Origin of the sequence: Merdimonas faecis, from assembly GCF_001754075.1 — a bacterium.
Classification (GTDB): Bacteria; Bacillota; Clostridia; order Lachnospirales; family Lachnospiraceae; genus Merdimonas; species Merdimonas faecis.
Genome location: NZ_MIEH01000016.1, coordinates 77,676 through 94,032, shown reverse-complemented (window position 1 = coordinate 94,032; position 16,357 = coordinate 77,676). Strand labels below are relative to the sequence as shown.

The window sequence follows — 16,357 nt, the reverse complement described above, 5'->3', positions numbered from 1 at the left end:
TGTGTCCAAAAAGTTCTCCTTACTTTTATCTGTCCATGGCTCCTGTCCTCCTTTCCCCAAGTTGCGCTGATAACAGCACATGAATACGGAGAAGCCCATCAAGGGCTTCCCCGCATGGTATCTGCTGTTATCCAGCCTGCACCTGGCAGGCTGAAAACTTATTTCTGAGCGTTACGCCTGTTCTCTCTCCAGACCCGTTCCTGCTCCGGTTCACTTTCCGCAGCGTTTTCTTCGGCAGGGTACGCAAAAAAGGCATACTCAGCTGCCGGGTATCCGTCTGGACAGGCAATGAAATTTTCAAGGTTCAGCGAAAGGGGAAAATAAAAGAATGTGTCTTAGAACTTCGCCCTCTCACCAATAGGAGGTTTCAGAGGGGAAAATATAGGTTTAAATTTAAAATTTGAGAAATTAATCATAAAAAAAGACCCACGCTAAATCGCATGAGCCTATATAGCATAATTCATTATATCCTCAAGTTGAGGAATTTAGCTTTGTTTTGCAAAATATACTTTTTCTCCATCTTTCAAGTTTTTAACCAAAAAACTAATTTGCATTTTCTTGATTCTATCAAATCCTTCTGTATTTATATTCTCTATACATTGTCTCAATTTAGGTAATAGCATACGTTCTTCCTCTAAAGCCTCCCCTAAAATACCTCTTGTATATAAATTTATAATACAACTTCTAAATGCCTGCAAATCTTTTGACGTAGCTGCTTCAATTCGCTCACATAACATATCAAAATCTAATTCTCTGAGGAAACCTCTAGATGAACAAATTTCATTTTTGTTATGAAAAACATAGTTTTCTATTTTTTCTCCCCATCCTTCTTTCATAGTTAGGTATGAATCTAATGTATTTGAATAATTATTTTGAAACTTTTGATCAATATCATTCTGTAAATCTGTTACTATCCTCTGATATTTATTTCTTCTGTCCCCCTCATACATTACTCCATAACCATTATCAATTTCTATATAGCGAGACAGCTTAGATAAGCTAATTTTCATATTTTCAATCATTTTTATTGTATTATCCTCTGGGAAACCATGCTCTTGCAATTCAAGGAAACGATTAATGATTCGAGGATAGTCCTTAACATCATATGCATCATTTTCCAATCCTTTTAAAATTATATCTATTTTTTTCTCAATTACTATATCTGTTAGCTCATACCAGTGGGAATCTAGTTCAGCGAATGCTTCTTTCTCTGGACTACTTTTTCTAAGATATTCGTTTGCAAATAATTCAAACATATCTTTTATACGTCCATCTTCTAATATACTCTTAATAATAAAATCATCTACAAATCGAAACGATAATTGATTCCCCAAAATGTCAATACTTCCTATACTTTTAAAAGCATATTCTTCTGTGCCTTTCCACTCGTATTTATAATCTCCATTTTTGAAGGAAACACTTATTTTAAATGAATATTTAACTATATATTTTAAGAAAGCCTCTCGTCCCTTATCTTCTAACTGTATGAGTTTTTTATATAACTGATTTATTTTCGATAAAAAGAACTGGAATGTTCTTATGTTAGCGTGTGCTTCATTTATCATATATTCTTCAAAAAAAGCTATATCATCATATAAGTATTTTTTAAGGTTATCATCCAATTTTGCTGAAGTAATAAGTTTTTTAAAAACAGTCTGCAAATCTGGCTGGTAATAGATTGTTACTCCAATTAATTTTTCTTTTACTTTGTCATATAAATTATCCTCTACGAATAGTTTCTGAATTCTATTTTTTACAGTCTCTATGTCCACAGGACTTGTATTTTCATTTTTCCTTTCCGAATTCGAATATTGATTTATCACTTCACTTTTTTGATCTTTTTCAAATAGAATATTATTATGAGCCGCCACCAGATATTTCAACTCTTGATTTGCAGAACTTACCCCTTTACCTATTTCTTTTTGATTTGCAACAATAATAACTTTCATATTCTCATGTTCCACAAACGAATTAATGTACCCTAAAATTTCATTTGCCGGGCAATCACATCGCTCTAAATCATCAAAAATTAAAATACTCTCTCTTATTGACATCAGTTTTTCTGTTGTTTCTGTTATTTTTTTTAAATTAATATCAATTCCTTTATTTTTCAAAACATCAAACACTACTGGAAGCATCGTAGTGATAGCTTTTGTTCTTTTTTTCAAAACCCTTTTTGCTTTTCCAGATTTTGCTATGAGGCTTTCCATAAATAGCTGCTTTGTTACTTCGTCTAAGGATTTTATTCCATATAGAGAGATATATATAACTTTTCTCTTCTTATAATCTCTCTCTGATTGCCAACGATTATTCTCATGTGTCTCTAATGCTTTATAGAGTCTTTCTTGAATAAAGTATGTTTTACCACATCCCCATTCTCCATCAATCATTACGGCATAGTTATATAAAGTTTCGTCAACATAATTTATTATTTCCTTAACGATATCATCATCCGTTAATTTCATATTTTTCACTCTGTCTACCATGCAATTCTTCCCCCTTATGTTATAGAATAAAATAATTCTATCACCCTTTTACTAAGAATTATATCCCCATTTTATCCAAAGAACCTTCTATAATGCAACAGCCACTTTGCGACACCGTGTCGTAAAGTGGCTGTGCTGTATTCTGGCAGGAACCTTTTAGAAGTATCCTCCCATGATCCCCATCGCTTTCAGTTTTTCGTTCAATTCCTTTAAAATCCGCTTTCTCCGGTTGGCAATGGTTTTCCGGCTGCACCCGCAAAGCTGCGCCGCTTCTTTTACCGTCACTTCCTCAAAAAACAGGAGATACAGAAGGTAGGCGTCTGCCTCCGTCAGATCTTCTATCACAGAGCGCAGTTTTTCCACACAAAGCTCCCGGATCACCATCTCTTCCGGGCTGTCTGCCCTCCCATCTGGTAGAACTCCTTTCTCCGACAGGGCTTCCAGGCTAAATACGCCGTATTTCTGCTTTTTCTCATTCTGGTAGCGCTCCCGCCGCCGGGACTGATACCATTCCAGATAGACCTCCCTGGTGACTTCCACCACAGTCCCATCCCCGGCACAAAGAATATAACATTTCCGCTCCTTTGGGCGTTTCCCTCTCATACGGCGCACCTCCCGGAACGGACTTCTTTACCGGAAAAGATTTCTTCCTGCCCTTCCCGCATCCGCCGCAGCGCCGCCATAAGCGCCTGGGAAACCGCAGGCTGGGAAATTCCCAGTGACCTTGCAATCTCCCACTGGGTTTCCCCGTAGTAAAAATACAGGATCACAATATCCCTCTGCCGCTTTGTCAGAAGCCCCATCAGCTCCAAAATCTGTTCTTTTTCAATCAACTGCTCCAAAGGCGGCAATACCGGGGAAGACAGGAAAAACCATTCCTCGGAAACCGCATGGTAAGAAACGACCTTTCCTTTCCGGCTTGATTCCCGGTTTTTCATCAGACGATCCTCTCCCTCTAACATCAGGCGCACATACCACTCCCGTTCCTCAAAGAAAGCGGCATCCACAAAAATCTGCCGTCCGTGGCTCTCATAACAATAACTGCCGCAGCCATGTACGGAGAAAACTGTAGTATACTTCCCTACCCGGTAAAGCGCCCAGCCTTCCAAAAACACCAGAAGCTGCACATCCCCTCCATTTTCCATGCTTACCACTCGTTTCCCATGCTCCAGCAAATGCCGGGCCGTTGGAGCCTTTTCCTCTTTCTCCGGTTGTTTTACGATCCACTTTAAATCCTGTAATGTCACCATAACAGCCACCTTTCTGCCCGCAGGCTACGGGCGGCCAGATGGCAGCGCACAGGAATCCAGGTAAAAGGCAGCAAAAAAGGTTTCCGGCACACCCGTTTTTTTTAACGGGAGCCTGAAACTCCTTCTGCCGCCAGATTATCTCTGCGTCTATGTACTTACCGGTACTGCCGGATCGGATCTTTTTCTGGTTCCGTTCGGTTCCGCTTTTCTTCCAGATTTTTTACCCTGTCCTGGTTTTCTTCCATCAGGATCGAATAATCTCCCATAGCATCATAAGGACAGCTTCTCCGGTAAATCAGGTTTTCTTCCCTGGTCAATGTTCCTTCCCTCCTTCCACAATTCCTGTGTCTGTGTTTCCAGTGTATCAGCCGTGCAGAAAAAATCCCTTAGCAGATATGGGGAAATTGCAGCCGGTTCCCCTCATATCTGTGGAACTTTCCATCCGTCCTTTCCCTCCATCCCGTCCATTAGGGCTTTCATGGTTTTAAGCACAATCTTCTGTTCTTTTGGTTTCAGCCGCCGGATACGGGCAGCCGCTGTTTCCACCGGATCATTCTCTTTTTCCTTTGCCCTTCTCCCCAGCAGTTCATCAGCGTCCGTGTCCAGGACTTCCACCAGCTTTGCAAAAATCTCCACGGACATCGCCGCCTGCCCTCCCTCGATCCGGCTCACTGTGTTGACACTGATACCGGCTTTCTCCGCAAAAGTCTCCTGGGATAAATGGCTGTCTTTCCTCTTTTGCCGTATGCGTTCCCCCAACTGGATCAGCCTCTGCGATCCCGCACGGTTCCCCAACACAGTCCCTCCTTCCATGATAGATTTTCACTTTGCGACACCGTGTCGCAAAGTGCCCCTGCCATAAAGACAGAAAAAAGCAGCCAGGTATATGGACTTAGCTGCTTTCGTAACTCTCTCATTCACTTGTTCTTCTTCTGTAAAATTTCACACGGCTTTTGCCCTCATAAGCCTTGAGATCCAGGCGAAAACCATTTTCACCAGATAAAAGGCTGCCATCAAAAGACGCCAGGCCAGGACAAACCCGCCAATCACACCGCCGACCAGCAGGTTGAATACAAACATCCCTACTGTACCGCCAATATCAAAACCTTTCGGGATGATCCACAGGAACATCTTATGTACGCCAAAGGGAATTCCCATAAATATCCACAATTTCAGGTAATCGCACTGCCCGTTCTCCACACAGAGGGGATAGAACAGCGCCGCCAGGATTGCCGCCGCCCCTACCGGAGCAATCACTTTTCTGAAAAACTCATACATCTCAGCCACCTCCGTACAGATCATGGTTCACTTCCGCCTGGTAGTAATGATTCATCGTCATAGACGAATTATAAAGTGTCGTCAAAAGATACGCCCGGATATTCGCCACTTTGGACGTATTCCGATGCAGGCTGAACAGGACATACTCGATATGGGAATACGTCAGCTTTAAAAACCGGCTCTTAACCACGGATACCGGCTTGTCTGCCCCTCCGATACGCACCACAGTATCATCCGGCAGCATCAGGATTTCCACCATCAGCTCAATAAGCTCGCCCACGTCCTCTCCTTCGCCTTTCTCTACAAAGCCCTCATAATCCACATTTACCCGTAAGATTTCCCGGTAGGTTTCCATCCGCTCCATCATATCACTGCTAATAGGGTACACTTCGCCTGCGGAGAGGGATAGATTAGATTGGATAGGATCAGTCTCACTATAATCAGTCTTGTTAATATCAGTCTTATTACAGTTTGATTTTGGAACTTCTTGAGTTTTGATTTTCATACTTCCAGAAGTTCGGTTTTCACATTTCTTGAAGTCTGATTTTGGAACTTCTTGAAGTTTGGTTTTCATACTTCCAGAAGTTTGATTTTCATACTTCTGGAAATCCGATTCTGGAACATCCTGAAATCCGCTTTTCATACTTCTTGAAGTTTGATTTTCATACTTCTGCATATTTCCGGCATTTTCCGCCTCTATTTCTTCACTTTCCGAGTCCAGGCACTCCTTTATCATAAAGTTTTTCACATAGATCACGTTAGGCTTCCCAAGACCAAGCCGCTTTTTCTCGATCAGACCGATCCCCTTTTCCGAGTCCAGTTCTGCAATATTTTTTATCGCTTTCTGACGCCCGCAGCCCAAAAGTTCCATGATTTCTTCCACAGTAAAAATAATATATACCCGATCTTCCTCGTCAAACCAGCGGTTCTTAATGCTAAGGCTCATACGGTCTAACATCAGACCGTATAAAACCTTTGCTTCACAGGAAAGGGATTTAAAACATTCTGCGGTAAACAGCACTTTCGGGACACGGTAAAAGCTATACTGTTCCGCTTCCATTCCACGGAAATAATCAAACTGTATTTCCTGCATCTGTTTCCTCCTCCTTTTCCTGTTTCCATTGTTCCAGAAGCGAATAGATCACTTCCTCAATCTGCGTTTTCGTATATGCCGGCGGGAAGTAATCCCGGATCTTCTTTGAAGAGATCGTTACGCTCTGGCCGCCGTTCTCTTTCTTTACCAAAAGCGCATAGATACTTCCTTCTGACAATGTTTCTTCCTCACTCATAGCTTTGAGCTGTCCTGCCTGTGCCGGAGATGGATAAGCGCCAATGTTCCCCGCTGCTCCCAGCACCATCTCCTGTTCTTCCGGCTTCAGAAAGGATAAGCGTTCCCCGGCTATCATCGCAATCTTGCCTGTATCCAACAGCTCCAGAAGCCCATCAATCAGGCTTGCAAGCCGGATATATCTCTGCACTGTCCGTCCGCTGTCCCCGGCTTTCTCTCCCACGACGTCTGCCGTGTGTTTGTCTCCTTTGCTTCCCTGGTGTTTCAGCGCCTCATATTTCATCTTATAAGCCCTGGCTTTCTCGCTGGGCAGAAGGTTTTCTCTCTGGATATTGGTGTCTACCATCAACACCGTGGCAGCGTCATCGTCCAGATTCCGGATAATCACCGGCATTTCTGCCTTTCCTGCCAGCTCGCAGGCCCGCCATCTCCGGTGTCCAGCCACCACTTCATATCCATCAGCGCAAGGACGCACAATCCCCGGCTGGATTACGCCGTGCTGAATGACACTTTCCACTGTCTCCTGCATTTTTTCATCATCCAGTACCTTAAACGGATGGTTTTTAAATGGCCGGAGCTGGCTCAATGGAACAGTGGTATAAGTTCCCTCCACATTGTTATCTTCTGCTTCAAACAGTTCGTCATAGGAAGTCAGCCTGATCTTCTCTGCGCTCTTACTTTTCATCCCCTAGCACCTCCCCGGTCAGATAGCGGTATCCCTCTGCCACAATCCCTTTCGGATCGTGAAGATAGATACTCTTTCCCTCCGCTGTTGTCTCCGCCGCCCGCACAGACATCGGAATACAGTTCTCGAAGATATGGATGTTATTTCCGTAAACCTCCCGGATCTGCTCAGAAATATCCCGTGCGAAGTTTGTCCGGCGGTCAACCTTTGTCAACAGAATCCCCAGAATGGACAGCCTGGGATTCAGCCGTCTATGTACCTTGCCGATAGTCTTGATAAGCTGCTGCAGACCTTTTACCGGAAGATAAGCCGCCTCCACCGGGATCAGCACACTGTCCGCCGCTACCAGGGCATTGATGGTAATCATTCCCAAAGAAGGCATACAGTCAATCAGGATGTAATCATAGTCTCCTTTTACTTCGTCCAGATACAGGCGAAGTACCTGCTCCCGGCTCATCACATTTACAAGGGAAGTTTCCAGTCCGGCAAGCTCAATATTGGCGGGGATAAAGTCAATCCCTTCCTCATGGTGGATAATCCCCTCTCCCGGTTCCACATCCTCGTCATTGATAACCTTCTCCATGATATTGACTAAGGTTACATCCAGTTCATCCGGCTCCCGGATGCCTAAACTCACTGCCATGCTGCCCTGGGCATCCGCTTCTACCAGAAGCACCTTTTTCCCGGCTCTTGCCAGACCGATACCTAAATTTACACACGTCGTTGTTTTTCCGACACCGCCCTTTTGGTTTGCGATTGCGATAATTCTGCACATATATCTTACCTACCTTTCTTCCTCTTTCTTTTCTGTCTTTTCCACTTCCGCATAGGAGCGGAAATATCGGTTTGTCCCTTTATTAGAAAATATCTCTGACACCTGGAGAACCCGGATTTCCGGGTGTCTCTCCAGAAGCCGTTTAAACCAGCGAATATCCTTCACGGTTCCCTGCAGCCTAATCTTCAGCATAAAACATCTCCTCCCAGTCTACATAGAAGCAGTAATCCGGATAGCGGATCTTAATCGCTTCCCAAAAATATTTAGCATCCCCTGTGCAGAATATATCGCTGACGGAATAAAGCCGTGTCTCTGTAATCTGTCCCTCTGTATCGTCATATTCATCCGTTGTAGGCGTCCCATCTGTATAAAGATTAAATGCAATACGGACAATCTTTTCGCTCCCGCTGGTCTGCCAGCCTTCCTGCAGACACTCCGGCTTTATAAATCCCGTCTCAAAGTCATAGATCCGGTTTACATTACACCTGGTATCTTCCGATAATCCCAGGCAATAGACCAAAGCCTTATGGTACGAATCCTGATACCGGCATTTTGAAAGATAGGTGTTGTAAAATTTTTCGTGTTCCTTGTTTTTGAAAGTGATTTTTCTTTCCTGTTTTGCTCCTGTCGCTGTGTTCTTTGCCATTTGTTTTTCCTCCTGAATTTTAAAATTTTGTATAAAAAATAGGGACACTCTGCTGCAAGTATCCCTATCTTCTATCAATGTATTGATAGCTCTATATTCACTTTCATAATCCAGGATTTTTTGTGTTCCCCGTACCGAGGTCTAAGGCAACCACAACGGTTACTTTGTTTACAAGTACCTTTTCCTTGTGATTTTCCTCTAATCTGTTGAAACTGAAAAAGTCAACAAAGTGCGTAAATTCAAGGATTTCTAGATATGTTTCCTTTGTAGTCTTACCACAGTCTCCACATGATAAGTCCCCGGGAATAAATCCACGCATCCCATCCGTTCTACCTGATACCCTCTTCCCTGCAGCATCTCCAGATCCCTTGCCAGACTGGTAGGCTTGCAGGCAATATATACCATCTTCTCTACGCCGAATCGGATGATCTTCTCCAGGGCCTTGGGATTCACGCCGTCTCTTGGCGGATCCAGCACGATCAGATCCGGCACTTCTCCCAGCTCATCAATCACTTTTAACACATCTCCGGCCCAGAAGGTGCAGTTTGAAAGGCCGTTCATCCGGGCGTTTTCTTTTGCCGCCTCCACGGCTTCCTCCACGATTTCCACGCCGACCACTTTTTTTGCCACAGGGGCCAAAATCTGTGCGATGGTGCCGGTACCGCTGTACAGGTCAAAGATCACCTTATCCTTTGTCTCGCCGATATAGCTTCTCGCCTTTTCATAAAGGACTTCCGCCCCCAGCGAGTTGGTCTGGAAGAACGAAAAAGGCGTGATCTTAAAACGAAGTCCTAAAAGTTCTTCATAAAAATAGTCCTGTCCGAATAAAATATCCGTCCCTTCGTCTTTTACCACATCCGCCACACTGTCGTTTCTGGTATGCAGGATGCCCGCGATCCTTCCGGAAAGTTCCAAGGATCTGAGCGTTTCCACCCATCCCTGACTGTCAAAATGCCCCAGGAATTCCTCCTGCGTTGTCGTCACCAGGTCGATCAGGATCTCTCCTGTTTTCACAGCCTTTCTGACCAACAGATGCCGGTAGAATCCCGTGTGACGCATCCGATGATAATAGGGAAGTCCGCTGTTTTTCGCATATTCCAGCGTGCAGGAAAGGATTTTCCGGAAGTCTTCATCCACGATCCGGCACTCCTGCACGTTTACGATATCATGAAAACTGCCCCGCTTATGCATCCCAAGCACCAGGGGGCCATCCTTATACTCATCCCCGAAGGAAAATTCCATCTTATTGCGGTAGGCTTCTTTCCGGGGACTTGCCTGTATCCCCTCCCAGATATAAGGCCCGTCCACTGCCTCATCCATCATGGCTTTGATCTGCCCTTCCTTCAGCTTCAGCTGCTCTTCATAGGGAAGATTTTGATACGTACAGCCTCCGCATTGTCCGAAATGAGGACAGCTTGGGGGAATCTCTTTTTCAGAAGGTTCCAGCACTTCCAGGATCCGCCCCTCCGCCTTTCCTTTCCGGATCTTATTCACAGAAAAGCGTACCTTCTGTCCCGGCACGCCGTTTTTTACAATCACTGTTTTCTCTTCTTCCGGCAGATAGATCTTTCCTTTATTTGGAAACTCCACTGTCTCGATCCTGCCTTCGTATACCTGCCCTTTCTTCATCCATACTCTCCAATTCTATTTCTGATATTTCGCATTCAGGATAGTTCCATCCTGCTCTACCTTGATATGTTCCAGGCTCTTTACATACTGATTGAACTGGGCATATCCATAATCACTGATCTTAAAATCCTTATACTTCTCGTAAACCCGGTTCCCAAGCGTGCTGAGTTCAATCCCGCTCTTTCCCGCTTTCCTTACCATGGTAATAACATAATTATCGATATCCGCCTTGCGCCCCTGATCCTCTCTTAACGCCACTGAAACAATGTGTCCCCTCTTTTCCAGCTGGATCCTCGGGAACTGCTCCAGGAATTTGGACAGCATATTATAGCCATAGCTTCGCACGTCAAAATCCGGGTACAGGCTGACCAGACGGCTTCCCACCTCTCCAAGTCCAGTTCCTTTATTATTGTCCTGATTCTCAATGATCATATCGATCACGGCATCCTCGATCTTTGAGGTGCTCAATCTCTCATGCTGATCTCTTGTCTTTCCTGATCCCGGCTCCTGTTCATTGAGCAGGTTCTCCAGAATAGTGAACTTGTCACATGCCTTGCGAAACGGCTCCGGCGTCTTATTTTCCCCCATGCCGATCACCATCTTTCCGCTTTCCCTCAGGCGGCTTACCAGCCTGGTAAAATCGCTGTCGCTGGACACGATACAGAACCCGTCCACATCATTGCTGTACAGAATGTCCATAGCATCGATGATCATAGCCGAATCTGTCGCATTTTTCCCTTGTGTATAACTGAACTGCTGGATCGGCGTAATGGAATTGCTCAAAAGCTGCTCCTTCCAGCCGGAAAGCTGTGTGCTGGTCCAGTCTCCGTAGATCCGCTTATATGTGATCACCCCATATTTGGAAAGCTCTGTTAAAACTGGCTTAATGTATTTTACTGACACATTCTCCGCATCGATCAAAAGCGCAAAACATTGTTCTTCCATATATTTCCTCCAAATAAAACTCTCTGCCAAGATAAAAGCAGGTAGGTTACCCTTTCTTACACAGATGGGCTCCCAACCTGCTCTCTATTGCATCTTAGACTGTTACCTTCTTATACCTGGTCATCATCATTGAAGAAGTCATCATCAAAATCGTCCTCAAAGTCTTCTTCAAAATCCTCCAGGTAATCCGGTGTAAAGAAACAGTATACTGCGTAAGCAATCGCCGCAACGGCTGCCACAGCTCCAACGATGGCAAGTACCCAAAGTACCGTCCTGGACTGGCTGCTTTCCTCCTTTTTATTGATCAGTTCATTCAACTTTGTTGCAGCAATGATATCCTCTACCTTACTCATGCTCCCACATCCTTTCTTCTGCTGTCACAGCAAGTTCATTAATTAAAATCATTATATCACTAACATTTTCAGATTACTATAACTTTATGCCAAATTAGTCAATTTTCTGTAATTTTGCAAATGCGGCAAACATCTTTTTTGTGCCTGGGCCGTCAAAATCCACGGTCACTTCATAGTCTCTGCCGCCTTCTACCATCGCAGTTACCGTGCCTTCTCCGAATTTCACATGACGCACCCGGTCGCCCACCTGGTATCCCGGGCCTTCTCCTTTTGGTGAACCAAAGCTTCTGGCCGCTCCCGGCTGTACAAAAGCTTTTGCCCGAAATGCCTGTCTGGCCTGCTGATAAGCGCTTGGCTTTCTTTCTTCCTCCGGCTCGGGCTTCTGGAAAACGGCTCCTGTAGACAGCAGTTCCATCGGGATTTCCTTTAAGAAACGGGACATCTTGTTATACTGCGTCTCTCCCCGGATCATACGCCGCCTTGCACAGGTCAGCGTCAGTTCTTCCTCCGCCCGGGTAATCCCCACATAACAGAGCCTTCGCTCTTCCTCTACCTCTTCCGGATCGTCTGCCGTAATGGTCATGTAGCTGGGGAAGATTCCGTCCTCCATCCCCGCCAGGTACACATGCGGGAATTCCAGACCCTTCGCACTGTGGAGCGTCATCAGCACCACATAGTCATTCGATTCATCCAGACTGTCGATATCCGCCACCAGCGCTACCTCTTCCAGAAATCCATTCAGTGTGGCCGGTTCATCCCGATCCTCGCAAGTCTCCTCATAGGCCGTGATCTTACTGATCAATTCATCAATATTTTCAATCCGGCTCTCTGCCTCTTCACTGCCTTCTTCCTTCAGGCTTTCTATGTATCCTGTTTCTTCAAGGATTTCCTGCATCAGCTCCGAGATCGTAAGCTCTTTTGCATCTGTTTTAAAATGCTCGATCAGCGCCACGAAGGACTCCAGTTTAGAAGCCCCGCGCCCGATATTCGGGATCAGATCGACCGCCCGGAGCGCTTCGTAAAAGCCGATCTCCCGGCCGGAGGCATACTCCTGGACACGGTTAATGCTGGTAAGGCCAATCCCTCTCTTTGGCACGTTGATGATCCGGCGCACCGCCAGGTCGTCTCTTCCGTTGTCGATGGTTTTCAGATAGGCCAGCAGGTCCTTGATCTCCCGTCTGGCATAGAAATTGATGCCGCCCACGATCTTATATGGAATATTTGCAGTCACAAACTTCTCTTCAAACATACGGGACTGTGCATTGGTCCGGTACAGGATCGCATGATCATTATAAGCCGCCTTCCCGGACTCTACCCGCTCCCTGATATCCCCTACGATATACTCTGCTTCATCAAACGCCGTATCAAACTGGCGCACGTTGATCTTGTCACCCTCACCGTTATCCGTCCAGAGGGTCTTGTCCTTTCTCCCGTGATTGTGGCGGATCACCGCATTGGCAGCATTTAGGATGTTGCTGGTGGAGCGGTAGTTCTGCTCCAGCTTGATCACCTTTGCATCAGGAAATACCTGTTCAAAATCCAGGATGTTCCGGATATTGGCCCCGCGGAATTTATAAATGGACTGGTCGTCGTCTCCTACCACACAAAGATTCCGGTACTTGGCGGATAAAAGACGCACCAGTTCAAACTGCACCGTATTGGTATCCTGGTACTCATCCACCATGATATAACGGAACCGCTCCTGATAATAGTCGAGCACGTCCGCCTGGGTCTGAAAGAGTTGCACCGCTTTTACCAGAAGGTCGTCAAAATCCAGCGCATTATTGGCGCGCATCTGCTTTTCGTACTCCTCGTACACCGACGCGATCTTCTGCCGGCTGAAATCTCCCTGGGCCTGGATACGGAATTCCTCTGGCGTGACCAGTTCATTTTTCGCCTGAGAGATGGCCGCCAGAAGGGACCGTTCCCGAAAAAGCTTCGTATCAATCTGTAAAAGCTTACAGATATCTTTCATCAGTGTTTTCTGATCGTCAGTATCATAAATTGTAAAATTGGTATCAAATCCCAAAAGATCGATATGCCTTCTTAAAATCCGGACACACATGGAGTGGAAGGTGCTGACCCAGATGCTTTCCGATCCGAAGCCCACCAGATTATCCACACGTTCCCGCATTTCTCCCGCCGCTTTATTGGTAAAGGTAATGGCCAGGATATTCCATGGATTGATCCCTTTTTCCTCGATCAGATATGCGATCCTGTGAGTCAGAACTCTGGTCTTTCCCGATCCCGCCCCGGCAAGAATCAAAAGCGGCCCCTCCGTGTGAAGCACCGCCTCTTTCTGCTGTTCATTCAATGTATCGTAAATGCTCAACTTTTCTGTTTCCTTTCTTGTTCCTGCTGTTTCATAAATTCATGTTCTTTTTTGATCTCCTCATAGAGGGCCAGACTGTCCCAGTCACGATTTGTCTGGGTCACCATCGCCTTTAAGTCTACCCGGACCTTCTCCTTTTTCATCAAAAACAGAGCTCGGTCCAGCATATCCTCCGTCTCTGCATGGATCACCAGCATTTCCTCTGAAACTCCACCCGCGTCCGGACTTTCAGAAGGCTCTTTTTCTAATGCCGCTTCTTCCTCCGTACCCGCCGGACTGATGCCAATCAATGTCCCAAGCGGCAGCCGGTATTCTTCTGCTGTCACATGACGGACTTTATATCCCAGGAATCCAAAGATCATCCCGATCTTCTTTCCTTTTGGAGTTCCTTTCAGATTGTAACATAATACTACTGATTTCATAGGTTTCGACTCCCTTCCTCAAAAAAGTCTGGTTTCATTATATGGGTTTTAATATAGAAGTGCAAGCTTCAAAAATTAAAGAAATATTTCTTGTCATATAGTTATGAAAACTATATAATGATTATGTTGAGGTGATTTTATGACGATTGACACAAAAGATTTACTAAACAGTATTTTATCCAGTATTTCACGGATTGACTATATCAGACCGAATGAAATTCCAAACATTGACCTATATATGGATCAGGTCACCACTTTTATGGAGGAACAGCTGAAACGGACCAAACGGTACGAGGAGGACAAGATCCTGACCAAAACCATGATCAACAATTACGCCAAGAACAATCTGCTTCCTCCCCCTGTGAAAAAGAAATATTCCAAAGAGCATGTTCTGGTGATGATCTTTATCTACTATTTCAAAAATATCCTTTCCATCAAGGATATTGAAAGCGTCCTCACTCCTATCACAGAGAAAACCTTCGACAAGGAAGAATCTCTGGACATGACGTCTGTCTATGAGGAAATCTGCCAGATGGAGAAATCCCGCATCGACGATCTGAAAAAAGATGTCACAAATTCTTATGAACTTGCCATGGACAGCTTTTCAGAGCTTCCCCCGGAGGAAAAAGAATATCTCCAGCTTTTTGCTTTTATCTGCAATTTAAGCTTTGATGTATATGTGAAAAAGCAGATCATCGAGAAAATGATCGATGATCTGGCTGACGCTGACAGCAGTGCGAAAAAGAAGAAATAAGCCCGGCTTATTTCTTCTTTTGTACTCTTAAGAATCTTCTTTTTGGTTAATGCGTTCAAATACCATGTCATAACCATCGTTTCCATAATTCAGGGAACGGTTGACACGGCTGATCGTTGCAGTAGACGCTCCTGTCTTGTCCGCAATCTCCAGATATGTCTTGTGCTCTCTTAACATTTTTGCCACTTCAAATCGCTGAGAAAGAGACAGCAGTTCATTGATCGTACAGATGTCCTCAAAAAAAGTGTAACATTCTTCTTTATCTTTCAAGCTCAGTATTGCAGAAAACAGATAGTCCACTGCTTCTGTCCTGATCTTCTTACTCATAGCATACTCTCCTTTGTAACAGATTCATTACTGTTACATTTTAACACAGTGAATTTTTAAAGTCTATACCTTTTTCCTGTGTTTTAACAGGGAAATCAATTTCCCGTAAGAAGTATTTGCCACCAGCTCTTCCGGAAAAGCTGTCTTCCTTACCAGTTCCTCTGCAAAAGGATATTCTGCAATGTCCAGATCAAAATGAGCGTCACTTCCGAACACCACCATGGTTCCTTCCTTTTTACAGGCTTCCAGCATCTTCAGACAGTTTTCCGTGGTATTCGCCCGGTATCCGTCCGGCCTGAGAGAAGAGTTATTGACTTCTAAAAGGGTGCCTGTCCGCTTTGCCTCTCTTGCCAGCACTTCATAATCTGCAGGAAATCTGCCATCATCCGGATGCCCGATGATATCTATATATGGATTCTCCATTACAGAAAGATACGCCTGCATCACATTTTCCTGGATCCTCTCATCCTTGAAGCAAGGCGTGTGCAGACTGGCGATGGCTATATCCAGATCCCGGATGACGCCCTGGGGAAGATCCACATTTCCCTCCCGGTCCATGATATTCAGCTCTGTTCCCAGCAGCAGATGGATATTGTAAAGAGTACGGGGAACCACCCGCAGATTCTGAAAATAATATAGTTGGCAGGATCCCGGCATTTCCGGGGCGTGTTCTGTGACTGCCAGGCCTTCCAGACCTTTCTCCGCCGCCATGGCCGCCATCTCCCGCAATGTATTATAAGCGTGTCCGCTGGCCAGAGTATGTGAGTGTGTATCAATTCTGATGTTCATATGTCTGTCCTTCCTTTTCACATTTCCAAAAGTTTCCGCAGTTGCAAAACTCATTATAATGCATAGATTTTCCTTTTTCTACATATTTTAATGTTATATTTTTATGAAGTTTTATCGCTATATTCCACAAAACAGGAGGAGTTTTCATGAGAAAAGACAGAAAGAACCAGGAAATCATAGACGCATACGATTACCTTTCCAATGCTGCGTCCAGTCAGGACCTGACCGGCCTGATCCCGTCCGCCCCCTCATCCGCCGAAGAACTCGAATCCTACGAAAAGCTGTATCATTTTCTCCCGCCTGGCGGAAATACATCAGCCATCCATCCCGAATCCGGCGTCTGTAAAGAAGGCGAGAAAGATGATAGAGTATAGGGATCCGCCTCTACAGGGCAAATT

The 16,357-nt window shown here is 45.0% G+C and carries 20 protein-coding genes; 2 read left to right on the top strand and 18 right to left on the bottom strand.

Annotation, left to right across the window (positions count from 1 at the left end):
* Nucleotides 1-485: 485 nt before the first annotated feature.
* The 16 genes from BKD12_RS07810 to BKD12_RS07740 all read right to left on the bottom strand — a co-directional run bounded on the left by BKD12_RS07810 (nt 486) and on the right by BKD12_RS07740 (nt 14,089).
* Nucleotides 486-2,486 (bottom strand): P-loop NTPase fold protein, encoded by a 2,001-nt coding sequence (locus BKD12_RS07810; RefSeq protein WP_070088754.1) that lies wholly within the window; start codon nt 2,484-2,486, stop codon nt 486-488.
* A 156-nt stretch (nt 2,487-2,642) separates the two neighbouring features.
* Nucleotides 2,643-3,089, bottom strand: coding sequence for an RNA polymerase sigma factor (locus tag BKD12_RS07805; protein ID WP_070088753.1), 447 nt, complete (start codon nt 3,087-3,089; stop codon nt 2,643-2,645).
* A complete protein-coding gene (locus tag BKD12_RS07800; RefSeq protein ID WP_070088752.1) occupies nt 3,086-3,736 on the bottom strand; it encodes a sigma-70 family RNA polymerase sigma factor in 651 nt (216 codons plus the stop codon). Before BKD12_RS07800 ends, BKD12_RS07805 begins: the two co-directional genes overlap by 4 nt.
* Before the next feature lie 155 nt (nt 3,737-3,891).
* Nucleotides 3,892-4,053 carry a hypothetical protein gene (locus BKD12_RS16905; RefSeq protein ID WP_164496678.1) on the bottom strand — a complete coding sequence of 54 codons (162 nt, stop codon included), beginning with the start codon at nt 4,051-4,053 and terminating at the stop codon, nt 3,892-3,894.
* A gap of 103 nt (nt 4,054-4,156) precedes the next feature.
* Nucleotides 4,157-4,531, bottom strand: a complete 375-nt coding sequence (locus BKD12_RS07795) for a helix-turn-helix domain-containing protein (RefSeq protein ID WP_330385559.1) — start codon at nt 4,529-4,531, stop codon at nt 4,157-4,159.
* Nucleotides 4,532-4,678: 147 nt separating this feature from the next.
* Nucleotides 4,679-5,038 carry a DUF6050 family protein gene (locus BKD12_RS07790; protein WP_070088751.1) on the bottom strand — a complete coding sequence of 120 codons (360 nt, stop codon included), beginning with the start codon at nt 5,036-5,038 and terminating at the stop codon, nt 4,679-4,681.
* Nucleotides 5,016-6,107 (bottom strand): replication initiator protein A, encoded by a 1,092-nt coding sequence (locus tag BKD12_RS07785; RefSeq protein WP_070088750.1) that lies wholly within the window; start codon nt 6,105-6,107, stop codon nt 5,016-5,018. Before BKD12_RS07785 ends, BKD12_RS07790 begins: the two co-directional genes overlap by 23 nt.
* On the bottom strand, nt 6,088-6,987 hold the full coding sequence (locus BKD12_RS07780) for a ParB/RepB/Spo0J family partition protein (RefSeq protein WP_070088749.1): 900 nt from the start codon (nt 6,985-6,987) through the stop codon (nt 6,088-6,090). The genes BKD12_RS07785 and BKD12_RS07780 overlap by 20 nt, the downstream gene beginning before the upstream one ends.
* Entirely contained in the window at nt 6,977-7,762 is a 786-nt protein-coding gene (locus BKD12_RS07775; protein WP_070088748.1) for a ParA family protein, read from the bottom strand. Before BKD12_RS07775 ends, BKD12_RS07780 begins: the two co-directional genes overlap by 11 nt.
* A 9-nt stretch (nt 7,763-7,771) precedes the next feature.
* The gene (locus tag BKD12_RS07770; RefSeq protein WP_070088747.1) at nt 7,772-7,954 is read right to left on the bottom strand and encodes a hypothetical protein; all 183 of its coding nucleotides are present in this window, start codon (nt 7,952-7,954) and stop codon (nt 7,772-7,774) included.
* A complete protein-coding gene (locus BKD12_RS07765; protein ID WP_070088746.1) occupies nt 7,941-8,408 on the bottom strand; it encodes a DUF6075 family protein in 468 nt (155 codons plus the stop codon). The genes BKD12_RS07770 and BKD12_RS07765 overlap by 14 nt, the downstream gene beginning before the upstream one ends.
* A gap of 249 nt (nt 8,409-8,657) precedes the next feature.
* On the bottom strand, nt 8,658-10,037 hold the full coding sequence (rlmD, locus tag BKD12_RS07760; RefSeq protein ID WP_070088745.1) for a 23S rRNA (uracil(1939)-C(5))-methyltransferase RlmD: 1,380 nt from the start codon (nt 10,035-10,037) through the stop codon (nt 8,658-8,660).
* A 15-nt stretch (nt 10,038-10,052) separates the two neighbouring features.
* Nucleotides 10,053-10,982, bottom strand: coding sequence for an NYN domain-containing protein (locus BKD12_RS07755; RefSeq protein ID WP_070088744.1), 930 nt, complete (start codon nt 10,980-10,982; stop codon nt 10,053-10,055).
* Nucleotides 10,983-11,092: 110 nt separating this feature from the next.
* Nucleotides 11,093-11,335, bottom strand: a complete 243-nt coding sequence (locus BKD12_RS07750) for a DUF4366 domain-containing protein (protein ID WP_070088743.1) — start codon at nt 11,333-11,335, stop codon at nt 11,093-11,095.
* Between the two features lie 94 nt (nt 11,336-11,429).
* On the bottom strand, nt 11,430-13,667 hold the full coding sequence (gene pcrA / locus BKD12_RS07745; protein ID WP_070088742.1) for a DNA helicase PcrA: 2,238 nt from the start codon (nt 13,665-13,667) through the stop codon (nt 11,430-11,432).
* Nucleotides 13,664-14,089 (bottom strand): DUF3783 domain-containing protein, encoded by a 426-nt coding sequence (locus BKD12_RS07740; RefSeq protein WP_070088741.1) that lies wholly within the window; start codon nt 14,087-14,089, stop codon nt 13,664-13,666. The genes pcrA and BKD12_RS07740 overlap by 4 nt, the downstream gene beginning before the upstream one ends.
* A gap of 139 nt (nt 14,090-14,228) precedes the next feature.
* On the opposite strand from BKD12_RS07740, the gene BKD12_RS07735 reads away from it, so the two are divergent.
* A complete protein-coding gene (locus BKD12_RS07735) occupies nt 14,229-14,843 on the top strand; it encodes a DUF1836 domain-containing protein (protein WP_070088740.1) in 615 nt (204 codons plus the stop codon).
* Nucleotides 14,844-14,870: 27 nt separating this feature from the next.
* Here the strand turns inward: BKD12_RS07735 and BKD12_RS07730 are convergent, their stop codons facing one another.
* Nucleotides 14,871-15,170 (bottom strand): YerC/YecD family TrpR-related protein, encoded by a 300-nt coding sequence (locus BKD12_RS07730; protein ID WP_070088739.1) that lies wholly within the window; start codon nt 15,168-15,170, stop codon nt 14,871-14,873.
* A gap of 63 nt (nt 15,171-15,233) precedes the next feature.
* On the bottom strand, nt 15,234-15,959 hold the full coding sequence (locus BKD12_RS07725; RefSeq protein ID WP_070088792.1) for a phosphatase: 726 nt from the start codon (nt 15,957-15,959) through the stop codon (nt 15,234-15,236).
* A gap of 146 nt (nt 15,960-16,105) precedes the next feature.
* On the opposite strand from BKD12_RS07725, the gene BKD12_RS07720 reads away from it, so the two are divergent.
* The gene (locus tag BKD12_RS07720) at nt 16,106-16,333 is read left to right on the top strand and encodes a hypothetical protein (RefSeq protein ID WP_070088738.1); all 228 of its coding nucleotides are present in this window, start codon (nt 16,106-16,108) and stop codon (nt 16,331-16,333) included.
* Nucleotides 16,334-16,357 lie beyond the last annotated feature (24 nt).